Here is a 22996-nt window from a genome sequence, read left to right as displayed (position 1 = left end):
GGATGACGACGGCACAGCGGCCGACCCTGGAGGCGGTGGCCCGGCGGGCCGGCGTCTCCCGGGCGACGGTCTCCCGGGTGGTGAACGGTTCCACCACGGTGGCCGAGTCGATCCAGCAGGCGGTGCGCCGGGCGGTCGAGGAACTCGGGTACGTCCCGAACCTCGCCGCCCGCAGCCTGGTCACCCAGCGCACCGACTCGATCGCGCTGGTGATGCCCGAGGCGGCCACCCGGGTCTTCTCCGACGACCAGGTCTTCCCGGGCATCATCCGGGGCGCGGCGCAGGAGCTGGAGGCGGCGGACAAGCAGCTCGTGCTGATGCTCGCCGGCTCGCCGGCCGGGCACGAACGGGTCGAGCGGTACACCACCGGGCGGCACGTCGACGGCGTGCTCTTCGCCTCGCTGCACGGCGAGGACCCGCTGCCCGGCCGGCTGGCCCGGCTCGGCATCCCGGTGGTGTGCGGCGGGCGTCCGCTCGACGGCGGCGAGGTCCCGTACGTGGACGTCGACCACGAGGGCGGCGTGGCCACCGCGGTGGAGCACCTGATCGCCGGCGGACGGCGGCGCATCGCCACCATCGCCGGGCCGCAGGACATGGTCGCCGGCATCGAACGGCTGCTCGGCTACCGCACGGCGGTCACCCGTGCCGGGCTGCCGGAGCTGGTCGCGTTCGGCGACTTCACCCGGGAGTCCGGCGCCGCCGCGATGCGCGAGCTGCTCGCCGCCGACCCGGAGCTGGACGCGGTGTTCGCCGCCTCCGACCTGATGGCGCACGCCGCCCTGCGGACGCTGCGGGGGGCCGGCCGGCGGGTGCCCGAGGACGTGGCGGTGATCGGGTTCGACGACATCGAGACGGCCGCGTACACCGAGCCGCCGCTGACCACGGTGCGGCAGCCGATAGTGGAACTGGGGCGGTCGATGACCCGGCAGCTGCTGCGGATCGCGGCGGGCGAGGCGGTCGAGCAGGCGCTGGTGCTACCGACCGAGCTGGTCCTGCGCGATTCCGCGTAAGGAGGGGCCCCCTGTTAACGCCTCCGGTATAGGAGGGGGCCCCGCTTAACAAACCGGTCGCGACGCCGACGAGGCGTGGCTAGGGTCGCCCGGATGACTGACGTCGAGATCCGTCCTGCCCGTGCCGAGGACGCGCCCGCCGTGGTGGCGTTGCGCGCGATCGTCTTTCCCTACCTGGTCCGGGGCGTCGCGTCGACCCGCCGGATGATCGCCGAGCCGCCGCCCGGCGAGGACTGGGCGGCCTGGGTCGCCGACGCGGACGGGCAGGTGGTCGGCTGGGCGTCGGCGTACCGCAACATCCAGACCTCGACGCCGGGCGTGGGTGAGATCTCCACCCTGCACGTCCACCCCGACCATCGCGGCCGGGGCGTCGGCACCGCGCTGTTCGACGCCGCGCTCGCTCACCTGCGGACCCTCGGGTCGACCCGGGTCCTCGCCAACGCGCGCGCCGAATCGCTGCCGTTCGCCCAGCGGCACGGCTTCACCGCCAGTCGGGAGATGCGCTACTCGGCGCTCGACCTGGACCCGGCCCCGCCGATGCCCGAGCCACCGCCCGGCGTACGGCTGCTGCCGACCGCCGGGCTCGACCCGCGCCGGGTCCACCGGGTGGACGCCGAGTCGGCCCGCGACGAGCCGGGCGACGTGCCGACCGACGCACTCGACTACGGCCTCTGGCTGCACGAGTGCTGGGAGAACCTGGGACTGGACCGGGAGGCCAGCACGGTCGCCGAGGTGGACGGCGAGCTGGTGGCGTTGAGCCTGGTGAAGCGGGACGGGGACCGGATGTGGTCGGACTTCACCGGCACGCTGCCCGCGTACCGGGGGCGAGGGCTGGCCCGGCTGACCAAGCAGGCCGCGCTGCACGTCGCCGCGACGCGCGGGGTGCGCACCGCGTACACCTCCAACGACGAGGCGAACGCGCCGATGCTGGCGATCAACGCCCGGCTCGGCTACCGGCCGGTGGACAGCCAGTGGTCGTGCCGGCGCAAGCTCAGCTGAGCCCGGCGGCGACCCGCACCGCGGTCGCGTACGTGTCCGCGCCGAACAGGACCAGCCGGGCCTCGACGACGTGCGCCGGGGTGGCCTCGTGCAGCACGGTCAACGCCTGGGTCACCGCGTCCTCGACCGGCCAGCCGTAGATCCCGGCCGAGATCAGCGGAAACGCGACCCGGGCCGCGCCCAGCCCGTCGGCGACCCGCAGGCTGTTGGCGTAGCAGTCGCGCAGCAGCGCCGACCGGTCCTCGTGCGGCGAGAAGACCGGCCCGACCGTGTGCACCACCCAGCGTGCCGGCAGCTCGCCGGCCGTGGTGGCGACCGCCTGGCCGGTGGGCAACCCCCGGCCGTAGCGGGAGGCGCGCAGCGCCCGGCACTCGGCCAGGATCGCCGGCCCGCCGCGCCGGTGGATCGCACCGTCCACTCCCCCGCCGCCCAGCAGGGAGGAGTTGGCGGCGTTGACGATCGCGTCGACCCGCTGCGCGGTGATGTCCCCCTCGATCAGCACGGTGTCCATCTCAGCGCTCCTCGACGTGTTGCCCGAGCGACCGGCGGGCCAGCAGCGCGGCCCCGGCGACGGCGGCCGGCATGACCAGCACCGCGCCGAGCGGGATCAGGAAGCACAGAAAGACCGCGACCCCGAAGCCGAGCGCGGTCGGCCGGTCGGCCCGCAGCCGCGTCCGCCGGTCCGGCAGCCGCATCCCGCGCCGCTGGAACGGCGCGCCGACCAGCTCCAGCGCCAGGAACCAGCCACCCACCAGAGCACCGACCACCGGGACCACCGTCTGGCCCACCAGCGGGATGAAGCCGGCCGCGAACAGGGGTACGCCGATCAGCGCGGACAGCGCCACCAGGCGCAGCGAGTCGGCGACGCTGCGCCGCAGTGACGCCCAGAACGGCACGTCCACCGCGCCGGGGGTGCCGCCGAGCCGGTCCTCGACCCGCTCGGAGATGGCCTCGTAGAACGGGTCGCCGATGACGAGCGTGACGGCGGTGAACGTGAGCACCCCGACCAGCCCGGCCACGCCGACGACGGCCAGCCCGGCGGCGACCCGGAGCAGCCCGCGCCAGGTCGACGACCAGTCGTCGGCGAACGGGGTGAGCCAGCCGGCCAGGTCGTCCACGAAGTACAGCAGCGCGGCGAACAGGGCCAGGTAGAGCGCGCCGGAGATCAGCGCCGGGATCACGCCGAGCAGCATCAGCTTCGGGCTGCGGACGTACATTCCGAAGCCGCGCAGCAGCAGACCGGCGCCGCCGAGGAAGCGGGTGGCCGCGCCGGTGACGGGCGCGACGGTACGGGAGGCGTTCACGACGGCACAGCCTAGTGCGCCACCGCACGCTGCCCGGGTGTTAGGAAGGGCCCCCTCCAATCCGTATGCGTTAAGAGGGGGCCCTTCCTTACACAATGGGGGGGTGCGTGCGTCGCGGCTGATCTCGTTGGTGCTGCTGCTCCAGTCAAGGGAGACGATGACGGCCGCCGAGCTGGCCCGCGAGCTGGAGGTGTCCGAGCGCACCGTCTACCGCGACGTGCTGGCGCTCTCCGCCGCCGGTGTCCCGGTCTACGCCGACCGGGGCCGGGCCGGCGGCTACCGCCTGCTCGGCGGCTACCGGACCCGGCTGACCGGGCTGAGCCGGGACGAGGCCGAGGCGCTGTTCCTGGCCGGCCTGCCCGGGCCGGCCGGGGACATGGGGCTCGCCGACGCGGTGGCGGCCGCCGAGCTGAAGGTGCTGGCCGCGCTGCCGCCGAGCCTGCGCGACGCGCCCGCGCGCACCGGGCAGCGGTTCCACCTGGACGTGCCGGGCTGGTTCCGGGAGACCGCGCCGCCGCCCCGGCTGGCCGAGCTGGCCCGGGCGGTGTGGCGGGACCGGACGGTCGAGCTGCGCTACCGGCGCGGGGACCGGGAGGTGACCCGCACGCTCGCGCCGTACGGGCTGGTGCTGAAGAACGGGGTCTGGTACCTGGTCGGACGTGTCGGCGACGGCTGGCGGACGTACCGGGTGGACCGGGTGGTCGACGTCGAGGTGGGCGCGGAGGGCTTCGACCGGGACGAGGGCTTCGACCTGGGGGCGTACTGGCGGGAGCAGGCCGGCGCGTTCCTGCGCGAGCTGCTCCGGGAGCGGGTCACGGTGCGGCTCGGCCCGGCCGGCCTGCGGGTGCTGCGCCACCTGGTGGACGCGCCGTTCGTCTACGAGGAGGCGGTCGCCGCGGCCGGCCGACCCGACGAGCGGGGCCGGCTGGTGCTCCGGCTGCCCGTCGAGTCGGTCGACGTGGCGTACGCCCAACTGCTGGCGCTCGGACCGGAGGTCGAGGTGCTCGCGCCGCCGCAGCTGCGGGCCCGGTTCGCCGAGGCGGCCCGCCGCGCGGCGGCGCTCTACGCGGACGAGCCCGGTCAGCGGTAGCCGGCGTCGTCGGCCGGCCGACCCGGCTTGACCACCTCCTCGTGGTAGCGGGCCCAGTGCGGGCGGGTGCCGTCGAGGTCGGTGAAGCCGTACACCTGGGCCAGACCACCGCTGTCCAGCGACTGGCCGTTCCAGCGGGCCCGGTCCGGGTCGGCGGCGAGCGCGGCGACCGCCCGTCCGACGAACGCCGGCGTCTCGGACATGACGAAGTGCGGCTCGGTCTTCGCGCCGTCGCGCCAGGTCGCCTCGGTGACGCCGAAGTGCTCCAGCATCGCCTCGGAGCGCAGCCAGCCGGGCGTCAGCGCGACGGCGGTGCAGCCGTACGGGGCCAGCTCGTGCCCCTGGCTGAAGCCGAGCCGGTTCACCGAGACCTTGGCCAGGTCGTAGAAGACCGACAGGCGGTACTCGCCGTCGTTGTACTCCTTGGTGCCGTCGCCGATCTCGACGACCAGCCCGCCCGGGTTGCGGATCAGCAGCGGCAGCGCGAAGTGACTGGTGATGATGTGGGTGTCGACGGCCAGCCGCAACGTGCGGAAGCCGGCGTCGAGGGGCTGCTCCCAGACCGGCTTCTCCCAGGTGATCAGCGGGTCGGCGCCCCAGATGTCGTTGACCAGCACGTCGAGGCGGCCCTGTTCGGCGTCGATCCGCTCGACCAGCCGGCGCACCTGCTCGGGGTCGAGGTGGTCGACCGCGACCGCGATGCCGGTGCCGCCGGCGGCGGTGACCAGCTCGGCGGTCTCCTCGATGGTCTCCGGCCGGTCCATCTCCGAGCGGCGCTCGCGGGTGGTGCGGCCGGTGGCGTAGACGGTGGCCCCGGCGGCGCCGAGCTGAACGGCGATCTGCCGGCCGGCGCCCCGGGTCGCGCCGGCGACGAGCGCCACCTTTCCGGTGAGTGGTGAGTTCATGCGACCACCGTGTCACCGATACCTGACAGCCGAAGTCCGGTTTCCCGATCGCGCCGCATCGGCGATCATGACGGCATGCACCTGCTGCTCTCCGGGATCGTCGGCTCGGTCGCGTACGGGCTGGCCGGGCCGGGCTCGGACACCGACCGGATCGGCGTCTTCGCCGCGCCGACGGTCGCCTTCCACGGCCTGCACCCGCCCCGGGAGTCGGTGGTGACCACCGACCCGGACGTCACGCTGCACGAGGCGCGCAAGTACGCGCTGCTGGCGTTGAGCGGCAACCCGACCGCCACCGAGCTGATGTGGCTGCCGGACGACTGCTACGAGACCCGCACCGACCTCGGCGAGCGGCTGATCGCCATCCGCTCGGCGTTCCTCAGCGCCCCCCGGGTCCGGGACGCCTACCTCGGCTACGCCTCGCAGCAGTTCCGCAAGCTCACCACCGCCCCACCGGACGTCGGCGGCCGACGGCGCTCGGCGAAGCACGCCCGTCACCTGGCCCGGCTGCTGCACCAGGGCCGGGTGCTCTACGCGACCGGGGTGCTGGAGATCCGGCTCGCCGACCCGGGCTGGTTCCGAGCGTTCGGCGAGCGGGTGGCCGGCGGCGCGCTGGACGAGGCACAGGCCCTGGTGGCCGACGCCGAGGCCGAGTTCGCCCGGGTGCGTTCGCCGCTGCCGGAGCGACCGGACGAGGAGACGGCGGAACGCTGGCTGCTCGACGTCCGGGCGGCGCACCTGCCCGGCTGAGTCAGTCCGCGAGCCGGACCCGGACCCGGCGGTTGGCCCGTCCCTTGCTCTCCACCTTGACCACCTGGACCTTGCCGATCTGGGCGGTGGAGGCGACGTGCGTGCCGCCGTCGGCCTGCACGTCCAGCCCGACGATGTCGACGATCCGCACCTCCTGCTCGTCCGGCGGGATCAGGTTGGACTGGGTGCGGATGATGTCCGGCAGGGCCAGCGCGTCGGCGCGGGGCAGGACCCGGACGGCGACCGAGCGGTCGGCGGCCACCTCGGCGTTGACCAGTTCCTCGATGCGGGTCTTGAAGTCGGGCGGCACCTCGGGGAGGTTGAAGTCCATCCGGGCCTCGCCCGGCTCCATGTTGCCGCCGGTGACCAACGCGCCGAAGTCCCGGAACACCACGCCGCAGAGCACGTGCAGCCCGGAGTGGGTGCGCATCAGCATGGTCCGCCGCGCGTCCTCCACCGCGCCGGTGACCTCGGTGCCGACCGGCGGCAACGGGTCTCCTTCGGCCGGGACCAGCCACAGGTCGTCACCCTTGCGGGTGCCCACGATCCGGGTCTGCACGCCCTGCCAGAGCAGCACCCCGTGGTCCGGCGGCTGCCCGCCGCCGCCCGGGTAGAACGCGGACCGGTCCAGCACGACGCCCTGCTCGGGGTCGGCCGCCAGCACCCGGCACGTCCACTCGCGCAGCGTGGGGTCGGCGAGGTCGAGGCGGTGCGTACGGCCGTGGTGAGTGACGCCCATGGAAGGGGACGTTACCCGTTGAGGAACGTCGAGATGCGCTCCCGCAGGTCGGCGCGTTCGGTCCAGGCGAAGCCGGGCCGGTCGTACACGTGCAGGGTGGCGTGGGGCAGCGCGGCGGCCAACTGCTCGGCGACGGCGGCCGGGTGCAGGTCGTCGCCCTGGCACCCGATGACCAGGGCCGGGGCGGTGACCGCGGCGAGCGCGCCGGCGTCGGTCAGCGGGGTCTGCTCGGGCAGGCCGGCCAGCCCGGGCGCCAGCCCGTCGCGCAGCAGTTGGTCGAGCCGCTGCCGCAGGTAGGCCCAGCCGGCCGGCGTGTTGCGCACCGACGGCGGCAGTTCCAGCGACACCACGTCGGCCAGCGCCGAGGCGTCGCCGTCGGCGACCGCGTCGAGCAGGCCGGTGAGTCGGGCGCGGGCCGCCTCGCCGCGCGGGGTGTCCAGCACGGCGGGCAGGAAGAAGACGAGCTTCTCGAAGCGTTCCGGGCTCTCGGTGAGCAACCGGCAGAGCGCGCCGGCGCCGAGGCTGGCGCCGAACGCGCGGGTGGCCCCACCGAGGTCGGCGACGGCCCGCAGGTCACGGGCCAGGTCGATGTAGGTCCACGTCCCGGGCGGTGAGTCCGAGCGGCCGTGGCCGCGGAACTGGAAGAAGATCCGCCGCCCGGTGACGCCGCTGCCGAACGGTCGGGTGGTGGCGATGCCGTTGCCCAGCCCGTGCGCGAACACGGTCACCGGGTCGCCGGTGCCGGTGACCAGTCGTTCCAGGCTCACGCCGTGCGGGGTGGCGACCAGGTCCGTCTCCGGCTCGGGCAGGGCGGGCCGCCCGGTGCGCGGCCCGCCGGGGCCGGGACCCCAGGTGCGGGGGCCGCCGTCCGGCGGCGGGGGCCAGCGGAAACCTCTCACCACGACCCTCGGCCGTCGTGCAGGTCCCGCAGGCCGGGCCGCACGTCGAGCCAGTAGATGAGACCGGCCGCGATGCCGATCAGTCCGAAGAGGCTGATCGGGCCGAAGCCGAGCAGGGTCAGCAGAAGGCAGACCGCCAGGATCGCGACCCAGCCGCCCTTGGGCAGGGTGCCGAGCGCGGCGAAGCCGTCGCCCCGCTGGGTGACCGCGTGCACCAGGGCCACACCCTGGATCACCAGGGCGAAGACGAGCAGGATCAGCTCGATCACGGAGCGGACTTCGAACGCGAAGATCGGCGCGGCGTAGGCCATGCCGGCAAGCTTATGCCGAGACCCCGGAAACGTCCGACAGGACGCTGTCCGGGGTCTCGGTGGAGCCAGGGGTCACTCGGCGGCCGGGCGGGTCCGCTTCGTGGCCTTAGGCAGCTTCGCCGACGGGGTGGCCGGCTTGGTGGCGGCGGCCTTGGTGGCGGTCGCCTTGGTGGCCCGGGTCCGCTTGACGGCGGCCGGCTGGGCGGCCACCGCCTCGGCCACCTCGGCCGGGCTGGGCACCTCGGTCTTCGCCGCGACGTCCGCCGTCGTGGCGGGAGCCGTCGTGGCGGGGGCCGGCGTGGCCTCGGTCGCCTCGATGTCGGCGTTCACCGTGTCGGCGGCCTCCAGCACACCGGCGCCGACGACGCGCTCACCCCGGGCGACCAGCTCGGCGTACGCGGCCAGGGCCCGCTCCTGCGCGGCGTACGCACCGGCGACCACGGCGGCGGCGTTGCGGGTGGCGGCCTCGCGGAGCTTGTCCAGGTTGGCCGCCTCGCGGAGCTGGTCCAGGTCGGCGGAGCCGGCCCGTTCGCGCAGCCCGGTGGCGGTCAGGTTGGCGGTCTTGAGCGTGTCGGTCGCCTTCTGGCGCAGCTCGACGCCGGTCACGACGGCCTTGCCACCGAGGTCGGCGACGACCCGGGTGCCGAGGCCGCTGACCACGGTGGGCAGCTTGCGCAGCTGCTCGATGGCCAGCTCGCCGGCGCCGGCGGCGGCGTAGAGGGGGGCGGGGATGCGGTTGGTCTTCGGCTGGGTCATGACTGCTCCTCCTCGGCCGCGGCGGCGGCCTTCCGGGCCGCCCGGCGGGCGGTCGTGCGCTCGTTGGCGGCGGTGGTCGGGGCGGGCGCGGGGCCCGCTTCGGTGACGGCGACCGACTCGAGGACCGCCTCGGTCGGGGTGCCCTCCGGCGTGACGGGGCCGGTCGCGGCCGGCGCGACGGTGGCCGGGGCCTCCGGGGCGGCCGCCGGCTCGGCGGGTTCCGCCGGTCGGTCGGCGCCGGTCGCCTCGGCCAGGCGCGCGTTCTCGCGGCGGAACGTCTCGTAGATCTGGGTGAGCGACTGCTTCTGGGCCATGGTCAGCTCGGGGTCGACGGCGATCGCCGCGAGCACGCCCTGCCCCTCCTTGTCGTCCAGCAGTCCGGCCCGCAGGTACATGGCCGGGGTGGAGACCCGCAGCGCGCTGGCGAGCTGCTGGAGCACCTCGGCGCTCGGCTTGCGCAGCCCGCGCTCGATCTGGCTCAGGTAGGGGTTGCTGACCCCGGCCTGCTCGGCGAGCTGACGCAGCGAGATCTTCGCGTTGCGTCGCAGGTCGCGAATGAACCCGCCGACATCGGGAAGGTCCTTGCTGGTGGCCATGACTCCACGCTAACGCGGCCTGCTAGCTGCTGCAAGCAAAACGCTAGCCAGAGTTAGCGAGGTCACCCGGAGGTTGTTGCGGTCCCGGTGTCCGGTCCGTACCGTTCCCCCGTGACCAAGATCGAAGTCAACGGCGCCGAGATCGCGTACGACGAGGCCGGCAGCGGCAGCGTCGTCGTCCTGGTGCACGCCGGCATCGCGGACCGGCGGATGTGGCGCGGCCAGGTGCCGGCGCTGGCCGCCCGGCACCGGGTGATCGCCCTGGACCTGCGCGGCTACGGCGAGTCGACGCTGCCGACCACCCCGTTCGCCCACCACGACGACCTGGTCGGCCTGCTGGACGCGCTGGGCGTCGAGCGCGCCGCGCTGGTCGGCTGCTCGTTCGGCGGCCGGGTCGCGGTGGACACCGCGCTGGCCCACCCGGAGCGGGTGAGCGCGGTGGCCCTCCTCGGCGCCCCGGTCTCCGGCAACGAGTGGTCCGAGGAGACCGAGCGGCTCTGGGAGGACCTGGTCGGCGACGTGGACCCGGAGGACTTCGCCGCCACCGCCGCCGGGGAGGTGCGGTTCTGGGTGGTCGGCCCGACCCGCGAGCCGGCCGACGTCGACCCGGAGCTGATCCGGTTCGCCGAGGAGATGGACCGTCGGGCGCTCGCCGCCGAGCAGGCGCTCAGCGCGATCGAGGTGGAGGAGCTGGACCCGCCGGCCATCGACCGCCTGGGCGAGCTGCGCATGCCCGTGCTGACCGCGGCCGGGGCCGACGATCTGGCGGACATCCGCCGACTGGCCGACCGCATCGCCGACGAGGCCCCTCACGGCTCGCGTCTCCCCGACGTCCCCGACGCCGGCCACCTGCTTCCCCTGGAGCGCCCCGCCCCCGTCAACGAGGCCCTGCTGTCCTTCCTGCCCTGACCCCACCCGCGTCGATCGCGCACCTGCCGCCCCGGCGAACCGGGCGGGGCGGCAGGGGCGGCTACCAGAGGGGGCGGACGGCGCCGACCGGGAGGCCGCCGCCGAGCAGGGGGATCTCGGTGTACTCGGTCAGGATCGGCGCCTCGACGTCCAGGCGACGCAGCGCCGAGGTCAGGACCGGCATGCGAGGGCGGGACGCGCCGTCGTCGATCTTCAGGGCGACCGCGCCGACGCCCGGGACCGCCGCCGCGATGACGCCCTCCGCGCCGACCTTGGCCAGCAACCCGGGTACGCCGCGCATCAGCCGGGTGTCGTCCGCCTGGGTGCCGCCGACCAGCTCCGGGTACGCCCGCATCGCGTCCGCCACGGTCCGCTCCACCGTGCCCGGCTCGGCGGTGACCAGCCGCAGGAAGGCCCGCGCCAGCCCGGTCAGCGAGACGGCGAGCACCGGCGCGCCGCAGCCGTCCACCCCGACCGCCGCCGCCCGCTCCCCGGTGAACTCCTCCACGGTCGCGGTCAGGCGCCGCTGGAGCGGGTGCTCCGGCCGCCAGTAGCCGTCCAGCGGCCACCCGGCGGCCAGGCAGGTGAGCAGCATGCCGCTGTGCTTGCCGGAGCAGTTCATCGACACCCGCGTCGGGCCGCCGCCGGCACGCAGCACCGCCTCCCGGGCGGCCTCGCCGACCGGCAGTTCCGGCGGGCAGTGCAACGCCTCCTCGGTCAGGTCGGCGCGGCGCAGCAGGGCGGCGACCCGTTCGAGGTGGAACTCCTCCCCGGCGTGACTCGCGGCGACCAGTGCCACGTCGGCCGGGTCGGTCAGCGGCAGCCCGGCCCGGAGCATGCCGACCGCCTGCATCGGCTTGTTCGACGACCGGGGGAAGATCGGCGAGGTGACGTCACCGGCGCCGGCGACCGGCGCGCCGGCGCCGTCGAGCACCACCACGGAGCCACGGTGGACGCCCTCCACGAAACCGGACCGGACCACCTCGGCGAGCGGCACGCCGCCCTCGTACGTCTTTCCCACGAGATGGACGGTACCGACGGGGCGCACCCGTCCGACACGGGGGTGAGCTGCGACGTCAGCCTCGGGCGTACAAGGGCGGGTGCTCGTGTGCCACTTACACGCCGAGCAGCGTTCGGGCCTCGGCGGTGGTCAGCGGCGGGCGCTGGGCGAGCTGGGCGAAACCGACCGCGCGCGCGACGAGCTGCATGTTGGACTCCACCGGCCGACCCTTGGCGTACGTGACCGTGTCCTCCATGCCGACCCGGAGGTGACCGCCGGTCGACAGCGAGGAGAGCATCACCGGGATGGTGCTGCGCCCGATGCCGGTGGCCGAGAACGTGGTGCCCTCGGGCAGGTCGCGCAGCATCTGCTGGGCCGCCACCAGGGTGGCGGTGGTGCCCGGCATGCCGCCCGGCACACCCATGACGAAGTCCACGTGCACGTGTCCGCCGTGCGGCAGGCCGTACTTGCCGAGCAGCCGCTGCAACGCGGTGAGATGACCGAGGTCGAAGATCTCGTACTCGGGGACGACGCCCCGCTCCTGCATCCGGGTGTGCAGGTCGACGATGAACTCCCAGCGGTTGAGGAAGACGTCGTCGCCGAAGTTGACGGTGCCCATGGTGCAGGAGGCCATGTCCGGCCCGGCGTCGAGCACGGCGAGGCGGGCGGCCTCCGGATCGGTCACCGCGCCGCCGGAGGAGAGCTGCACGATCAGGTCGGTGTTCTCCCGCAGCGCCGCCACGGTGGCCCGCAGCCGGCCCTGGTCGAGCGTGGGCCGCGCCTCGTCGTCGCGGATGTGCACGTGGATCACGGCCGCGCCGAGCGCCTCGCACTCCTTGGCGGTCAGCACCAGCTCGTCGAGCGTCACCGGCAGCGCCGGCACCTCCGCCTTGGCCGACTCCGCGCCGGTGGGGGCAACCGTGATCAACGTCCCTGTCGTCATGCCCGGATCCTAGACCCCCGCCCACTGCCGGGTCGACCGAAGATTTTCCGGCGCTAGAGGTGTTAAGCAGGGAGCCTTCCTCTACCGGAGGCGTTAAGCGGGGGCCCTTCCTTACACCGCGTCGATGGCGGCCGCGCTCTCGCCCACCATCAGACGGGCGTCGTCGGGCGTGTTGCGCTTCACCACGGCGAGCGCGATCTGGCCCAACTCGAAGTGGTGCACCGCGGTGCCGACGAAGCCGACGGTCCGCCCGTCGACCGTCACCGGCGTGCCGGCGACCGGCGGCTGGTCGCTGGCCACGCCGTCCAGGTGCAGCAGCACGAGCCGGCGGGGCGGCCGGCCCAGGTTGTGCACCCGGGCCACCGTCTCCTGCCCCCGGTAGCACCCCTTGTCCAGGTGCACCGCCGGGGCGATCAGGTCGACCTCGGCGGGGATGGTGCGGTGGTCGGTGTCCACGCCGGCCCGGGCCCGCCGGGCGGCCACCCGGATCGCCTCGTACGCCCACAACCCGGCCACCGGCACGCCGGCACCCCGCAGCTCGGCCACCACCTGTGCCATGGCCGGCCGGGGCACCAGCAGGTCGACGCCGAGCGCCACCCGGCGGGCCCACCCGCCCACCGGCAGCGGCTTCACGTCGTACACCACGGAGGGCCGCGCGGGCAGCTCGCCGGAGCGGAACTTCGGACCCGGCACCCCGATCACGTCGGGGGCGGCCAGCCCGGTGACGCCCAGCGTGTCGAGCGCGCCGGCGGCCTCCGGGCCGACCAGCGAGAGCAACGCGTGGTCGGCGGTGGCGTCGCGGGGGTCGACCTTGCTGAAGAACCGCATCCGCTCCAGGTAGGACAGGAGTCCGCCGGTCGTCCCCGGCTCGGTGTCCAGCCAGGTGGTCTCGCCGTCGTCGGCGACCATCGCGTGCTGCTCGACGTGCCCGTGCGGCGAGAGCACCAGCAGCTCGGTGCCCTGCCAGGGGGCCAGCGCGGCCAGGTGCTGGCTGGTGAGCGTGTGCAGCCAGCCGATCCGCTCCTCGCCCGGCACGGCGATCACGCCCCGGTGCGAGCGGTCCACCAGCCCGACGCCGGTGGCCAGCGCGCGCTGCTCGCGCATCGGGTCGCCGTAGTGGGCGGCGACCGGCCCGACCCCGGCCGCCCGGTGGGCCGGCTCGGGCTGGTCCCGGGTCTCCTCGTCGATGGCGTCGGCGGCCACCGCGCCCGCGATGTCGATCATTTGTTGTCCCCGTCCTGTGCGCACCGACCGCAGACCCCGAAGAGCGCGACGTGCCCGATGTCGACCTGGAACCCGCGCTGCCCGGCCAACTGGTCGGCGAGCGGTCGGAGCATCTCCGGGGAGATCTCGTCGATCGCCCCGCACTCCCGGCACACCAGGTGCACGTGCTGGTGCTCGCCGGCCGCGTGATAGGTCGGCGAGCCGTGCGAGAGGTGGGTGTGCGTGACCAGGCCGAGCCGTTCCAGCAGTTCCAGCGTGCGGTAGATGGTGGTGATGTTGACCCCGGCCGCCACCTCCCGGACCGCCGTGTGCACCTGCTCCGGGGTGGCGTGCCCCAGATCGAGGACGGCCTGGAGGATCAGCTGCCGCTGCGCCGTCAGCCGCAGCCCGCGCGAGCGGAGCATTTCCGCGAGGGAGGATTCGGACACCGTCCGATCATAGTTCGGCCGCCGCGTCGGTCCCGCTCGCCGCGAGGTACGCCACTACGCTGCGCCCGTGGAGGCGACACGGGTGGCGGTGCCCGGCCGAGGGCTGGTGCCGGCCGGCGAGCCGGTGCTGCGCGGCGACGACCGGGGTGTCCTGCACGGCGACGGCCTGTTCGAGACGCTGCACCTGCGCGACGGCCGGCCCTGGCTGCGCGACGCCCACCTGGACCGGCTGCACGCCGGCGCGGCGGCGATCGACCTGCCGCTGCCCCCGGTCGCGGTGCTGGTGGAGCTGCTGGACGCGGTGTGCGCCGGCTGGCCCACGCGGACCGAGGGCGCGCTCCGGCTGGTCTGCACCCGGGGGCCGGAGGGCGGCGGACCGCCCACGGTGTACGCGACGCTCGGCGAGGTGCCCGCGTCCGCCCGACGGGCCCGTCGGGACGGGGTGACGGTGGCCACGCTGCCGCTCGGGGTGGCCGCGCGCTCCCGCCCGGAGCTGGGGTGGCTGCCGAGCGGCGTGAAGTCCACCTCGTACGCGCTCAGCACCGCCGCCCGGCGGTGGGCGCGCCGGACCGGCGTGGACGACGTGCTCTGGCTCTCGACCGACGGCTACGTGCTGGAGGGGCCCACCGCCAACGTGGTGTGGCTGCGCGGCGGCGAGCTGTGCACGGTCCCGGCCGCGGAGACCGGCGTGCTGCCCGGCGTGACCGCCCACCACCTGCTGAGTCGGGCCGCCGAGCTGGGCCTGGGGGCCGGCGAGCACCTGCCCACGGTGGCCGACCTGCACGACGCCGAGGCGATCTGGCTGACCAGCTCCCTGCGCGGCCTCGCGGAGGTCCGCACCCTGGACGGAACCCCGCGCAACCGCTCCCCCCTGACCCCCCGCCTGCTCACCCTCCTGGGCTTCCCCAGCCCGCCGACACACGGTGATCAAGGAGTTCGCGTCAGCGGAGAGATCGACTCCGACGTGAACTCCTTGATCGACGCAGAACCGGGGGTCAGCCGGCCACCCGGGTGAGGCGGGCGGAGAGGTGCGGGCTGAGGGGCTGGCCCACGGCGGCCATCTCCTGGGCGTAGAGCAAAGCGCCCTCGACGATGCCGAAGAGGCGGGCGCCGGCGGTGACCTCCTTCGCCGTGGCCGTGCGGACGACCGCGTCGGTGGCGAACTCGATCTGGGTGCCCTTGCGCTTGCCGATGTGCAGCTCCATCACGCCGGTCGGCGTGGTCATCAACGCCTCCAGCTCGTCGGTGACCCGGTCGCCGTCCATCACCGGACGCCACCAGCCCACCTCGCGACCGGCCGGGCGGACCGGACGGCTCTGCTCGTCCAGGATCCAGGCCCGCGACTCGTAGAACAGGAACGGCCGGCCGTCGTGGCTGATCCGGATCTCCTGCGCGAAGTCGAAGTCCTCGATCGTCGGGAACCCGCCCCGGCCCCGCCCGCGCCACACCCCGACGTACGGCAGCAGCCCGTCCAGGCTCCGGTGCAGCTTCGGACCGACACGCAGGTCGTGGCTCTCCTCGTACGGGTACGGGTCGACCGGCGGCGCGTTCAGCCACGGCGGCTGAAGCGGATTCTCACTCACAGATTCACCACTTACCTCTTGCGATACGCACAGCGACATAGACCAGGCCACCGGCGAGCGCGCCCAGGCCGGCGACCAGCAGGCTGACGAACCCGATCTCGGTAACCATCCGGGCCATCCTATGCTGGGTGCCATGGCGCGCACTCTCGTCGTCAAGGCCACCGCGGGCGCGGACGCCCCGGAACGCTGTGCCCAGGCGTTCACCGTCGCCGCCACCGCCGCCGCGGCGGGGGTGGAGGTGTCGCTCTGGCTCACCGGCGAGTCGACCTGGTTCGCGCTGCCCGGGCGGGCCGAGTCGTTCGAGCTGCCGCACTCCGCGCCGCTGGGTGAGCTGCTGCACGTCATCCTGACCACCGGCCGGGTGACGGCCTGCACCCAGTGCGCCGCCCGCCGCGACATCGGCACGGACGACGTGATCCCCGGCGTGCGGATCGCGGGCGCGGCGGTCTTCGTCGAGGAAGCCATGACCGAGGGCGCGCAGGCCCTCGTCTACTGAACAACCCGCCCGGGTTGTCCATTCTGCCCTGAGAGCCGATCTCGTCCCGATATGTCCTTAGGCTGCCTACCATTCGGATGTGAGTGAGGCGACCGAGCGGTTCTTCGCGTCGTTGCCGGCGCGGGCCGCGTCCGTCCTGCGCAGCCCGATAGCCGGGACCCTGCAGATCGACCTGACCGACGGCAACCGCACCGGGCACTGGTTCGTGACGCTCGCTCCCGGGTCGGCCCAGGTGACCCGGGAGGAGCAGCGACCGCCGGACGCCGTGCTGACCGTGTCCACCCGGCTCTTCGAGAAACTGGTCACCGGCGAGGAGGCGGGCATGGCGGCGGTGCTGCGCAACGAGGCCACCTTCAGCGGCAAGGTGGCGTTGTTCCTGGTGTTCCGCCGCTTCCTGCCCGACCGGCCCGGGGTGCGGGACCCGCGGGAGACCGCCCGAGAACACGCCCGGCGGTCGGTGTGAAGGAACGGGTCAGCATCCTCGACGGCAACACGTTCCTGGTCAGCGACGGGCGCGGCAACATCGAGCCGTCGTACGACTTCCCCACCGGGCTGTTCTCCTTCGACACCCGGTTCATCTCCACCTGGATCCTGTCGCTCGACGGCCAACTGCTGCACGCGCTCTCGATCGACGACTCGCTGTCCTACAAAACCCGGTTCTTCATGGTGCCCGGCGAGCCGACGCACTACCTGGACGCGAAGGTCTCGGTGATCCGCAGCCGCTCGATCGGCGGCAGCTTCGACGAGGAACTGACCCTGCTCAACCACTCCGAGCAGGAGAAGGAGTTCCGCCTGCGGCTGGAGATCGGGTCGGACTTCGCCGACCTCTTCGAGATCAAGCACCAGCGGGAGAAGAAGGGCCGCACCACGCCGACCGTCGAGGAGAACGCGCTCCGGCTCACCTACCGGCGCGAGGCGTTCCACCGCGAGGCCCGGGTGACCAGCACCGCCCCGGCCGAGGTCGACGCGAACGGGATGACGTTCCGGGTCCGGGTGCCGGCACACGGCGAGTGGACCACCCGGCTGCACGTCGCCACCGTGATCTACGGGGCCCGCGGCGAGGACATCCGGGCCACCCTGCCGCTGGGCGGGCACCGCTCGGCGTCGGAGATCCACGCCGAGCAGAACGCGCTCATCGAACGCGCCCCGAAGCTGGGCTGCGACTGCGAGCCGCTGGCCGGGGCGTACCGGCGCAGCCTGAACGACCTGGCCGCCCTCCGGTACGAGTCGATCACGCTCGGGGTCCGGCTGGTTGCCGCCGGCCTGCCCTGGTTCATGACCCTGTTCGGGCGGGACAGCATGTTCACCTCGCTCCAGGTGCTGCCGTTCCTTCCCGAACTGGTCCAGCCGACCATCCTCATGCTGGCGGGACTCCAGGGCAGCCGGATCGACGACTTCCGGGACGAGGAGCCCGGCAAGATCCTGCACGAGCTGCGGTACGGCGAGACCGCCGGCTTCGAGGAGCAGCCGCACTCGCCGTACTACGGCGCGGCCGACACCAGCGCGCTGTTCGTGATCCTGCTCGACGAGTACGAGCGCTGGACCGGCGACGCGAAGCTGGTCCACCAGCTGGAGTACGAGACCCGGGCGGCGCTGACCTGGCTCGACACGTACGGGGACCTGCTCGGCACGGGCTACGTCTGGTACATGAGCCGCAACCCGGAGACCGGGCTGCCGAACCAGTGCTGGAAGGACTCGCCGGACTCCATCTCCTACGCCGACGGCCGGATGCCGGACTTCCCCCGCGCCACCTGCGAACTGCAGGGGTACGCGTACGACGCCAAGCTGCGCGGCGCCCGGCTGGCCCGCACCCACTGGAACGACCCGGCGTACGCCGATCGGCTGGAGCGGGAGGCGGCGGCGCTCAAGGAGCGGTTCAACCGCGACTTCTGGATCCCGGAGCGGGAGTACTACGCGTTGGCCCTGGACCCGCAGGGGCGGCACGTGGACGCGCTCACCTCGAACATCGGCCACCTGCTGTGGAGCGGCATCGTCGACGAGTCCCGGGCGCCGGCGATCGCCGCGCACCTGCTCGGACCGCGGCTCTTCTCCGGCTGGGGGGTACGGACGCTCGCCGACGACCAGGGCCGGTACAACCCGATCGGCTACCACGTCGGCACCGTGTGGCCGTTCGACAACTCGATCATCGCCTGGGGCCTGTGGAAGTACGGCTTCCGGGAGGAGGCCGGCCGGATCTGCGAGTCGATGCTGAGCGCGTCCCGCTACTTCGACGGGCGGCTCCCCGAGGCGTTCGCCGGCTACGAGCGCGGCCTCACCGACTACCCGGTGCAGTACCCGACCGCGTGCAGCCCGCAGGCCTGGTCCGCCGGCACGCCGCTGCTGCTGCTCCGGGTGATGCTGGGGCTGGAACCGCAGGGCGAGCATCTGATCATCGATCCGGCCGTGCCGCCGGGCATGGGCCGGGTGGAGCTGCTCGACATCCCCGGCCGGTGGGGCCGGGTGGACGCCCTGGGCCGCAGCCGCACCGCGCACGACGAGCACCGGGGCCACCGGCACTGAGCGGGATCAGCCGGGGCAGGAGGTGGTGACCGCGACCCGGACCCGCTCGTCGACCCGCTCGGCCAGCACCGCCGGGTCACCCGCCCGGGCGTACCGGTCGGCGGAGTCCACCACCGGCGCCGCGCCGACGCCGAACGCGGGGGCCAGCGGCTGGTCGGCCGCCGCGGCGGCCTCGGCGCGGGCGGTCCGCGTGGTCCCACCGTTTGGGCAGGGCGCGGCCAGCACCTGGACCGGCCCGGTGGCGCCGCCCCAGCGGGCCAGCGCGCGGGCCAGCGCGGCGGACTCGGCGGCGGCGTCGGCGGCGGGAGCGCGGTAGCCCGCACCGACCGGCCGGCAGCCGGTGGCGGCCGTCAGCAGCACCCGGCCCGGCCCGCCGGACCGGCCCTCGACCGCGACGAACTCCCCGGCGTCGGCGCGCAGCAGCGGCTCGCCGTCGAGCGTCGAGACACCGGCGCGCCACTGCGCCGGCAGCCGGTCGGCCACCCGACGCAACACCTCCCGGACGTCGACGTCGCCGGTCGCCACCTCGATGCCACGTTCCAGGGACGCGCCGTCGTCCAGCGGCGTCACCCGGCAGCCCCGCTCCAGCCGGTCCGGCAGGAGCGCCGGGACGCCGTCCGCCCCGATCGCGGCGGTCAGCACGCCGACCGCGCGGTCCACCACCGGGCCGGCCTGGTCCAGCGAGCGCTGCTCCTTGACCGTCGGCGGGTCGTTGCGCACCGACCACCAGGTCAGCCCGGCGAGCAGCACGGCCCACACCACCGTGGCGGCCACCAGCCAGCGCAGCCGACGCCGGCCGGCGGCGGGCCGGTCGGGAGGGGTGGGCGGGGCGTATCCCGCCTGGACGGCACTCACCGGGCCATGGTGCCACGTGCCGGCGACCCGGCCGCCCGCGCCTGGGCACCCCCGACCCCCGAACGGCTCGTGGCCCGTCACCCCGGTGGGGTGACGGGCCACGGTCAGAGCGTGGGTCAGGCGGCGACCGCGACGGTCACCTCGTTGATCCCCCGGGCCGCGGTCACGGCGGTGTCGCCGTTGCCGTGGCGGGAGAGCGCCCGCAGGGTCCACGAGCCCGGCGCGGCGAAGAACCGGAACTGGCCGGCCGCCGAGGTCACCACCTCGGCGGTGAACTCGCCGGTCGAGTCGAGCAGCCGGACGTACGCGCCCGGCACGACCTCGCCGGACTCGGCCAGCACCCGGCCGGTGATGACGGTTTCCTTCTCCAGGTCCAGGCTGGCCGGGAGGGGGGCGGCCTGGTCCGGCGCGGCGCAACCGGCGGCGGTGGGAGCGGTCGGAGCGGTCATGTCAGGCCTCCCCGGGCTCGTCGCCGAGCGCCACCGGCACGCCGACCAGCGAGCCGTACTCGGTCCAGGAACCGTCGTAGTTCTTCACGTTGCGGTGCCCGAGCAGCTCCTGGAGCACGAACCAGGTGTGCGAGGAGCGCTCGCCGATGCGGCAGTAGGCGATCGTCTCCTTGCCGTCGTCCAGCCCGGCGTCGGCGTAGATCTTGCGCAGCTCGTCGTCGGACTTGAACGTGCCGTCCTCGTTCGCCGCCTTGGACCACGGCACGCTGATCGCGGTCGGCACGTGACCGGCCCGCTGCGCCTGCTCCTGCGGGAGGTGGGCCGGGGCGAGCAGTCGGCCGGCGTACTCGTCGGGGCTGCGCACGTCGACCAGGTTCTTGGTGCCGATGGCGTCGACCACCTCGTCGCGGAACGCGCGGATCGAGGTGTCCGGCTCCTGCGCCACGTACTGCGTCCTCGGCCGCTCGACCGCGTCGGTGACCAGCGGACGGGCGTCCAGCTCCCACTTCTTGCGGCCGCCGTCGAGCAGCTTGACGTCGCGGTGGCCGTAGAGCTTGAAGTACCAGTACGCGTACGCGGCGAACCAGTTGTTGTTGCCGCCGTAGAGGACGACGACGTCGTCGTTGGCGATGCCCCGCTCGGAGAGCAGCGCCTCGAACTGGGACCGGTTGACGAAGTCCCGACGGATCGGGTCCTGCAGGTCGGTCCGCCAGTCGAGCTTGATCGCGCCGGCGATGTGGCCGGTGTCGTAGGCCGAGGTGTCCTCGTCGACCTCGACGAAGACGACGCCCGGGGCGTCGAGGTTCTTCTCGGCCCACTCGGCCGAGACGAGTGCGGTGTCGCGACTCATCAGATCACTCCCTGGTGAGGATGGGTGGTGAGCCTGCGCGCGGGGATCGAGGTCGGTAGGTGTCGCACCACGCGCGGGACCCAGAGCTAGGAACGGATCACGGGTACGTGCGACGGCGCCGCTGCCGGGCGTTCAGGGGGGTGTTGCGGACCCTTGGTGCCGATGGTCGCTCAGGCGACCGGGGACAGCCCCGCCGTCAGATGACGGGGCGACACAGGCAGGTGGCCACGCGGCACAGGTCGACCGCGCGCCGTTTGGTGAGGTGGGTCCCCATGGGGAGGGAGACTACCAGCCGACCCGGCCACAGGGCACCGGGCCGACCAGCATCCGGGACGTCAGCGGGCGGAGTTGATCGGCACGTTCTTCGCGTCCGCGTCCACGGTCAGGCCCTCCGGCGTCGGCTGGACCTTGCGGACGTTGAGCTGGAACGGCAGTTCCGGCAGCGGCACGTCGATCGAGATGCCCTTGGCGTAGTTGGCCAGCAGGCTCCGCGCCAGCGGCACGTTCGGCAGCCCTTCGGCGGCGAGGTCGTTGAAGCGCAGCGCCACCTTGCCGTCGACCACTGTCACGTCGGCGGTGCCGTTGACGGTCAGCTTGACGCCGAGGATGTCCACCGGGGCGGTGACGGCGAGCTTGCCGTCGCGCTCGCCCAGCGTCAGCCCGGGCCGGTCCAGCAGCTTCGCCAGGCTGTCGTAGGTGACCGTGCCCCGGCCGACGACGCTCTCCGCCACCACGTCGCCCTGGCCGGAGCGGAGCGTGTCCAGCGAGGCGGTCACGTTGCGGGCGTCCACGTCCAACCGCGGCACGCTGACCGCGTCGCCCTGGACGTTGCCCTGCACGTCGGTCAGCTGGATCGAGATGCGCTCGTACTTCCCGGCGAGAACCTGGTTCAGGAACGGGAAGCCGCCCACCTCGACCTGGGGCGCGGCGGACTGCGCGTCCTGCTTCGCCACCTCCTGGCGCACCTGGTCGGCGATCGCCCGCTCGGCCACGCCGGCGGCCACCCGGTCGGCGACGACCAGCAGCCCGCCCAGCACGAGCAGCAGGACGACGAATCCGATGAGCACCTTCCGGCCCCGCCGGCGGGGCCGGCCCTCCGCCGGGTACGCCTCTGCCACGCCGCCTCCAGTCCTCGCCGCCGTCACCGCGCCTCGCGGCGCAACCGTACTTACCCGAGGCGAATCCTCCCCAACCGCGGGCTCAGAGGAAGAGCACGCACATCGCGTACGCGGCCGGCGCGGCGAGCGCGAAGCCGCCCAGCGGCCCCTGCATGTGCCGGGCCACCCACATGGTCGGCGGCTCGCCGGCCATCAGCCGGCCCGCCTCGGCGTAGCCCACGGCGAGGTCGGCCAGCACGGCGGTGGCCGCGGCGACCACCCCGACCAGCGCGGCGCTGGTCGGGGTGAACCCGACCAGGTAGCTGCCGAGCACGGCGCTGGTCAGGGTGCCGAGCATGGCGCCCGCCACCACACCGGCCGCCCCGCGGGGCACCTGCGGGGCGAGCCGGGGCCAGGGGGCGATGGCGTCGGTCAACCGGGCCACCAGCAGGGCCACCCCGGCGGCGGTGAGGCAGAGCGTGATCGCCTGGGTGCCCTTGGGGATCCGGCTGAGCACGATCAACGTGCCGAAGGCGACCACGCCGACCACGATGAGCAGGGTGCCGCCCAGCGACTCGGTGACCCGGGCCCGGTCGACCCGGCGGACGAGCTGACCCAGCACGCCGAGCAGCAGTCCGGCGGCGGCCGCGTAGCCGAGCGGGGCCAGGCCGGCGACGTCCGACCGGACGGCGGCGACGTCCGCGATGGCCGCCGCGCCGACGCTGACCAGCGCGACGACCAGGAGCGCGGGCGGTCGCATGGCCATCGTCCAGGCGAGCACGAAGAGCAGCTGGACGCCGAAGATGATGATCGCGAAGGGCAGCCGGTGCCCGGGGCCGGAGGTCTGCGCCCCGAGGACCAGCCCCACGCCGAGCAGCGCGGCGAAGCCCGCCACGGTCAGCGCCAGCGGCCGGCGGAACTCCACCGGCGGGACCTCCTCCTCGGGGGCCTCGCCGGGCTCGTCGTCGGGACGCCGACCGGGGCCGCCCTTGCGGAGCCGGCGCGGGCCCTTCCGCTCCCGCCGTTCACCCTCCTCCTCAGCGGGCCCGGTACGTGGGGCGGGCGGGTAGCCACGGGCGGGGCCGGACGGCCCGGGTGGCGGGTCGTCGGCCCACGGTTCACGACCGCTGTCGCGCGAGGTGGAGGGAAACACGCCCCGATCGTGCCAGACCCGGGCGGCTCGGCGGAGGTCACGGTTTCGGCAACGTTAAAACCTGTGCCGCGATCGAGGGCAGATGGGGCAAACGGGAAAGGACGCGAAGGTGACGGCCGGACGATCGGTTACG

At 74.1% G+C, this 22996-nt stretch carries 29 protein-coding genes; 9 read left to right on the top strand and 20 right to left on the bottom strand.

All coding sequences use genetic code 11. The annotated features are described in order from the left end of the window. Positions 1-2 precede the first annotated feature (2 nt). Both GA0070622_RS05200 and GA0070622_RS05195 read left to right on the top strand, forming a co-directional pair. On the top strand, positions 3-1010 hold the full coding sequence (locus GA0070622_RS05200) for a LacI family DNA-binding transcriptional regulator (RefSeq protein WP_091569237.1): 1008 nt from the start codon (positions 3-5) through the stop codon (positions 1008-1010). A gap of 93 nt (positions 1011-1103) precedes the next feature. Next, positions 1104-2009, top strand: a complete 906-nt coding sequence (locus GA0070622_RS05195) for a GNAT family N-acetyltransferase (protein WP_091569233.1) — start codon at positions 1104-1106, stop codon at positions 2007-2009. Here GA0070622_RS05195 and GA0070622_RS05190 read toward each other — a convergent pair. Next, positions 2002-2520, bottom strand: coding sequence for an O-acetyl-ADP-ribose deacetylase (locus GA0070622_RS05190; protein ID WP_091569229.1), 519 nt, complete (start codon positions 2518-2520; stop codon positions 2002-2004). The genes GA0070622_RS05195 and GA0070622_RS05190 overlap by 8 nt on opposite strands. A gap of 1 nt (position 2521) precedes the next feature. Further along, positions 2522-3313, bottom strand: coding sequence for an EI24 domain-containing protein (locus GA0070622_RS05185; RefSeq protein WP_091569224.1), 792 nt, complete (start codon positions 3311-3313; stop codon positions 2522-2524). A gap of 103 nt (positions 3314-3416) precedes the next feature. On the opposite strand from GA0070622_RS05185, the gene GA0070622_RS05180 reads away from it, so the two are divergent. Continuing rightward, positions 3417-4403: a helix-turn-helix transcriptional regulator gene (locus GA0070622_RS05180; protein ID WP_091569220.1), complete on the top strand. Its 987-nt coding sequence runs from the start codon at positions 3417-3419 to the stop codon at positions 4401-4403. On the opposite strand, the gene GA0070622_RS05175 is transcribed toward GA0070622_RS05180, so the two are convergent. Beyond that, entirely contained in the window at positions 4394-5308 is a 915-nt protein-coding gene (locus tag GA0070622_RS05175; RefSeq protein WP_091569216.1) for an SDR family oxidoreductase, read from the bottom strand. The genes GA0070622_RS05180 and GA0070622_RS05175 overlap by 10 nt on opposite strands. A gap of 57 nt (positions 5309-5365) precedes the next feature. Between GA0070622_RS05175 and GA0070622_RS05170 the strand changes: the two genes are divergently transcribed. Continuing rightward, positions 5366-6055 carry a nucleotidyltransferase domain-containing protein gene (locus GA0070622_RS05170; RefSeq protein ID WP_425412775.1) on the top strand — a complete coding sequence of 230 codons (690 nt, stop codon included), beginning with the start codon at positions 5366-5368 and terminating at the stop codon, positions 6053-6055. A 1-nt stretch (position 6056) separates the two neighbouring features. On the opposite strand, the gene GA0070622_RS05165 is transcribed toward GA0070622_RS05170, so the two are convergent. The 5 genes from GA0070622_RS05165 to GA0070622_RS05145 all read right to left on the bottom strand — a co-directional run bounded on the left by GA0070622_RS05165 (position 6057) and on the right by GA0070622_RS05145 (position 9356). Then, the gene (locus tag GA0070622_RS05165) at positions 6057-6794 is read right to left on the bottom strand and encodes an alanyl-tRNA editing protein (protein ID WP_091569210.1); all 738 of its coding nucleotides are present in this window, start codon (positions 6792-6794) and stop codon (positions 6057-6059) included. 11 nt (positions 6795-6805) lie between these two features. Next, on the bottom strand, positions 6806-7693 hold the full coding sequence (locus tag GA0070622_RS05160; protein ID WP_091576904.1) for an alpha/beta fold hydrolase: 888 nt from the start codon (positions 7691-7693) through the stop codon (positions 6806-6808). After that, positions 7690-8004 (bottom strand): DUF2516 family protein, encoded by a 315-nt coding sequence (locus tag GA0070622_RS05155; protein WP_091569207.1) that lies wholly within the window; start codon positions 8002-8004, stop codon positions 7690-7692. The genes GA0070622_RS05160 and GA0070622_RS05155 overlap by 4 nt, the downstream gene beginning before the upstream one ends. A gap of 72 nt (positions 8005-8076) precedes the next feature. Continuing rightward, entirely contained in the window at positions 8077-8760 is a 684-nt protein-coding gene (locus GA0070622_RS05150) for a hypothetical protein (RefSeq protein ID WP_091569204.1), read from the bottom strand. Continuing rightward, positions 8757-9356 carry a helix-turn-helix domain-containing protein gene (locus tag GA0070622_RS05145; RefSeq protein WP_091569201.1) on the bottom strand — a complete coding sequence of 200 codons (600 nt, stop codon included), beginning with the start codon at positions 9354-9356 and terminating at the stop codon, positions 8757-8759. The genes GA0070622_RS05150 and GA0070622_RS05145 overlap by 4 nt, the downstream gene beginning before the upstream one ends. A 111-nt stretch (positions 9357-9467) precedes the next feature. Here GA0070622_RS05145 and GA0070622_RS05140 point away from each other — a divergent pair, with 111 nt between their 5' ends. Then, on the top strand, positions 9468-10265 hold the full coding sequence (locus GA0070622_RS05140; RefSeq protein ID WP_091576901.1) for an alpha/beta fold hydrolase: 798 nt from the start codon (positions 9468-9470) through the stop codon (positions 10263-10265). A 61-nt stretch (positions 10266-10326) separates the two neighbouring features. Here GA0070622_RS05140 and GA0070622_RS05135 read toward each other — a convergent pair whose 3' ends face one another. The 4 genes from GA0070622_RS05135 to GA0070622_RS05120 form a co-directional block, all read right to left on the bottom strand. Further along, the gene (locus GA0070622_RS05135) at positions 10327-11286 is read right to left on the bottom strand and encodes an asparaginase (protein WP_091569197.1); all 960 of its coding nucleotides are present in this window, start codon (positions 11284-11286) and stop codon (positions 10327-10329) included. A 94-nt stretch (positions 11287-11380) separates the two neighbouring features. Next, positions 11381-12208, bottom strand: coding sequence for a beta-keto acid cleavage family enzyme (locus GA0070622_RS05130; protein ID WP_091569193.1), 828 nt, complete (start codon positions 12206-12208; stop codon positions 11381-11383). A gap of 111 nt (positions 12209-12319) precedes the next feature. Beyond that, a complete protein-coding gene (ygfZ, locus tag GA0070622_RS05125) occupies positions 12320-13432 on the bottom strand; it encodes a CAF17-like 4Fe-4S cluster assembly/insertion protein YgfZ (protein WP_091569190.1) in 1113 nt (370 codons plus the stop codon). Next, complete coding sequence (locus GA0070622_RS05120) at positions 13429-13836, bottom strand: Fur family transcriptional regulator (RefSeq protein WP_091569188.1); 408 nt, start codon at positions 13834-13836, stop codon at positions 13429-13431. Before GA0070622_RS05120 ends, ygfZ begins: the two co-directional genes overlap by 4 nt. A 91-nt stretch (positions 13837-13927) precedes the next feature. Here GA0070622_RS05120 and GA0070622_RS05115 point away from each other — a divergent pair, with 91 nt between their 5' ends. Continuing rightward, positions 13928-14875: an aminotransferase class IV gene (locus GA0070622_RS05115; protein ID WP_091569185.1), complete on the top strand. Its 948-nt coding sequence runs from the start codon at positions 13928-13930 to the stop codon at positions 14873-14875. Here the strand turns inward: GA0070622_RS05115 and GA0070622_RS05110 are convergent. After that, positions 14856-15482 (bottom strand): heme-binding beta-barrel domain-containing protein, encoded by a 627-nt coding sequence (locus GA0070622_RS05110; RefSeq protein ID WP_091569182.1) that lies wholly within the window; start codon positions 15480-15482, stop codon positions 14856-14858. The genes GA0070622_RS05115 and GA0070622_RS05110 overlap by 20 nt on opposite strands. Continuing rightward, positions 15448-15552, bottom strand: coding sequence for a small membrane protein MtfM (gene mtfM / locus GA0070622_RS33420; protein WP_013288813.1), 105 nt, complete (start codon positions 15550-15552; stop codon positions 15448-15450). The genes GA0070622_RS05110 and mtfM overlap by 35 nt, the downstream gene beginning before the upstream one ends. A 12-nt stretch (positions 15553-15564) precedes the next feature. Here mtfM and GA0070622_RS05105 point away from each other — a divergent pair, with 12 nt between their 5' ends. From GA0070622_RS05105 to GA0070622_RS05095, 3 genes are all read left to right on the top strand, one after another. Further along, positions 15565-15939 (top strand): DsrE family protein, encoded by a 375-nt coding sequence (locus tag GA0070622_RS05105; protein ID WP_091569179.1) that lies wholly within the window; start codon positions 15565-15567, stop codon positions 15937-15939. Between the two features lie 79 nt (positions 15940-16018). Further along, the gene (locus GA0070622_RS05100) at positions 16019-16402 is read left to right on the top strand and encodes an SCP2 sterol-binding domain-containing protein (RefSeq protein ID WP_091569177.1); all 384 of its coding nucleotides are present in this window, start codon (positions 16019-16021) and stop codon (positions 16400-16402) included. Further along, positions 16399-18459 (top strand): amylo-alpha-1,6-glucosidase, encoded by a 2061-nt coding sequence (locus GA0070622_RS05095; RefSeq protein ID WP_091569174.1) that lies wholly within the window; start codon positions 16399-16401, stop codon positions 18457-18459. The genes GA0070622_RS05100 and GA0070622_RS05095 overlap by 4 nt, the downstream gene beginning before the upstream one ends. Positions 18460-18465: 6 nt before the next feature. On the opposite strand, the gene GA0070622_RS05090 is transcribed toward GA0070622_RS05095, so the two are convergent. The 6 genes from GA0070622_RS05090 to GA0070622_RS05070 form a co-directional block, all read right to left on the bottom strand. Continuing rightward, positions 18466-19314 (bottom strand): hypothetical protein, encoded by an 849-nt coding sequence (locus GA0070622_RS05090; protein ID WP_091569172.1) that lies wholly within the window; start codon positions 19312-19314, stop codon positions 18466-18468. A 116-nt stretch (positions 19315-19430) separates the two neighbouring features. After that, positions 19431-19763 carry a DUF1416 domain-containing protein gene (locus GA0070622_RS05085; protein ID WP_091569169.1) on the bottom strand — a complete coding sequence of 111 codons (333 nt, stop codon included), beginning with the start codon at positions 19761-19763 and terminating at the stop codon, positions 19431-19433. Between the two features lies 1 nt (position 19764). Further along, positions 19765-20613 (bottom strand): sulfurtransferase, encoded by an 849-nt coding sequence (locus GA0070622_RS05080; RefSeq protein WP_091569166.1) that lies wholly within the window; start codon positions 20611-20613, stop codon positions 19765-19767. A gap of 196 nt (positions 20614-20809) precedes the next feature. After that, positions 20810-20887 carry an Ms5788A family Cys-rich leader peptide gene (locus tag GA0070622_RS33550; RefSeq protein WP_310503780.1) on the bottom strand — a complete coding sequence of 26 codons (78 nt, stop codon included), beginning with the start codon at positions 20885-20887 and terminating at the stop codon, positions 20810-20812. A gap of 61 nt (positions 20888-20948) precedes the next feature. Beyond that, positions 20949-21731 carry an LmeA family phospholipid-binding protein gene (locus GA0070622_RS05075; RefSeq protein WP_091569163.1) on the bottom strand — a complete coding sequence of 261 codons (783 nt, stop codon included), beginning with the start codon at positions 21729-21731 and terminating at the stop codon, positions 20949-20951. Positions 21732-21813: 82 nt separating this feature from the next. Then, the gene (locus GA0070622_RS05070; protein ID WP_091569161.1) at positions 21814-22863 is read right to left on the bottom strand and encodes a hypothetical protein; all 1050 of its coding nucleotides are present in this window, start codon (positions 22861-22863) and stop codon (positions 21814-21816) included. Positions 22864-22996 lie beyond the last annotated feature (133 nt).

Source organism: Micromonospora sediminicola, assembly GCF_900089585.1.
Taxonomy (GTDB): domain Bacteria; phylum Actinomycetota; class Actinomycetes; order Mycobacteriales; family Micromonosporaceae; genus Micromonospora; species Micromonospora sediminicola.
This window is presented reverse-complemented; position numbering and strand designations above follow the sequence as displayed.

What these genes read in the sequence shown, in the direction of transcription:
- GA0070622_RS05080 (WP_091569166.1), bottom strand. Translation starts at nt 20,613, where the DNA reads ATGAGTCGCGACACCGCACTCGTCTCGGCCGAGTGGGCCGAGAAGAAC.
- mtfM (WP_013288813.1), bottom strand. Translation starts at nt 15,552, where the DNA reads ATGGTTACCGAGATCGGGTTCGTCAGCCTGCTGGTCGCCGGCCTGGGC.
- GA0070622_RS05130 (WP_091569193.1), bottom strand. Translation starts at nt 12,208, where the DNA reads ATGACGACAGGGACGTTGATCACGGTTGCCCCCACCGGCGCGGAGTCG.
- GA0070622_RS05195 (WP_091569233.1), top strand. Translation starts at nt 1,104, where the DNA reads ATGACTGACGTCGAGATCCGTCCTGCCCGTGCCGAGGACGCGCCCGCC.
- GA0070622_RS05155 (WP_091569207.1), bottom strand. Translation starts at nt 8,004, where the DNA reads ATGGCCTACGCCGCGCCGATCTTCGCGTTCGAAGTCCGCTCCGTGATC.
- GA0070622_RS05150 (WP_091569204.1), bottom strand. Translation starts at nt 8,760, where the DNA reads ATGACCCAGCCGAAGACCAACCGCATCCCCGCCCCCCTCTACGCCGCC.
- GA0070622_RS05200 (WP_091569237.1), top strand. Translation starts at nt 3, where the DNA reads ATGACGACGGCACAGCGGCCGACCCTGGAGGCGGTGGCCCGGCGGGCC.
- GA0070622_RS05190 (WP_091569229.1), bottom strand. Translation starts at nt 2,520, where the DNA reads ATGGACACCGTGCTGATCGAGGGGGACATCACCGCGCAGCGGGTCGAC.
- GA0070622_RS05085 (WP_091569169.1), bottom strand. Translation starts at nt 19,763, where the DNA reads ATGACCGCTCCGACCGCTCCCACCGCCGCCGGTTGCGCCGCGCCGGAC.
- GA0070622_RS05110 (WP_091569182.1), bottom strand. Translation starts at nt 15,482, where the DNA reads ATGTCGCTGTGCGTATCGCAAGAGGTAAGTGGTGAATCTGTGAGTGAG.
- GA0070622_RS33550 (WP_310503780.1), bottom strand. Translation starts at nt 20,887, where the DNA reads ATGGGGACCCACCTCACCAAACGGCGCGCGGTCGACCTGTGCCGCGTG.
- GA0070622_RS05145 (WP_091569201.1), bottom strand. Translation starts at nt 9,356, where the DNA reads ATGGCCACCAGCAAGGACCTTCCCGATGTCGGCGGGTTCATTCGCGAC.
- GA0070622_RS05175 (WP_091569216.1), bottom strand. Translation starts at nt 5,308, where the DNA reads ATGAACTCACCACTCACCGGAAAGGTGGCGCTCGTCGCCGGCGCGACC.
- GA0070622_RS05105 (WP_091569179.1), top strand. Translation starts at nt 15,565, where the DNA reads ATGCTGGGTGCCATGGCGCGCACTCTCGTCGTCAAGGCCACCGCGGGC.
- GA0070622_RS05165 (WP_091569210.1), bottom strand. Translation starts at nt 6,794, where the DNA reads ATGGGCGTCACTCACCACGGCCGTACGCACCGCCTCGACCTCGCCGAC.
- ygfZ (WP_091569190.1), bottom strand. Translation starts at nt 13,432, where the DNA reads ATGATCGACATCGCGGGCGCGGTGGCCGCCGACGCCATCGACGAGGAG.
- GA0070622_RS05120 (WP_091569188.1), bottom strand. Translation starts at nt 13,836, where the DNA reads ATGCTCCGCTCGCGCGGGCTGCGGCTGACGGCGCAGCGGCAGCTGATC.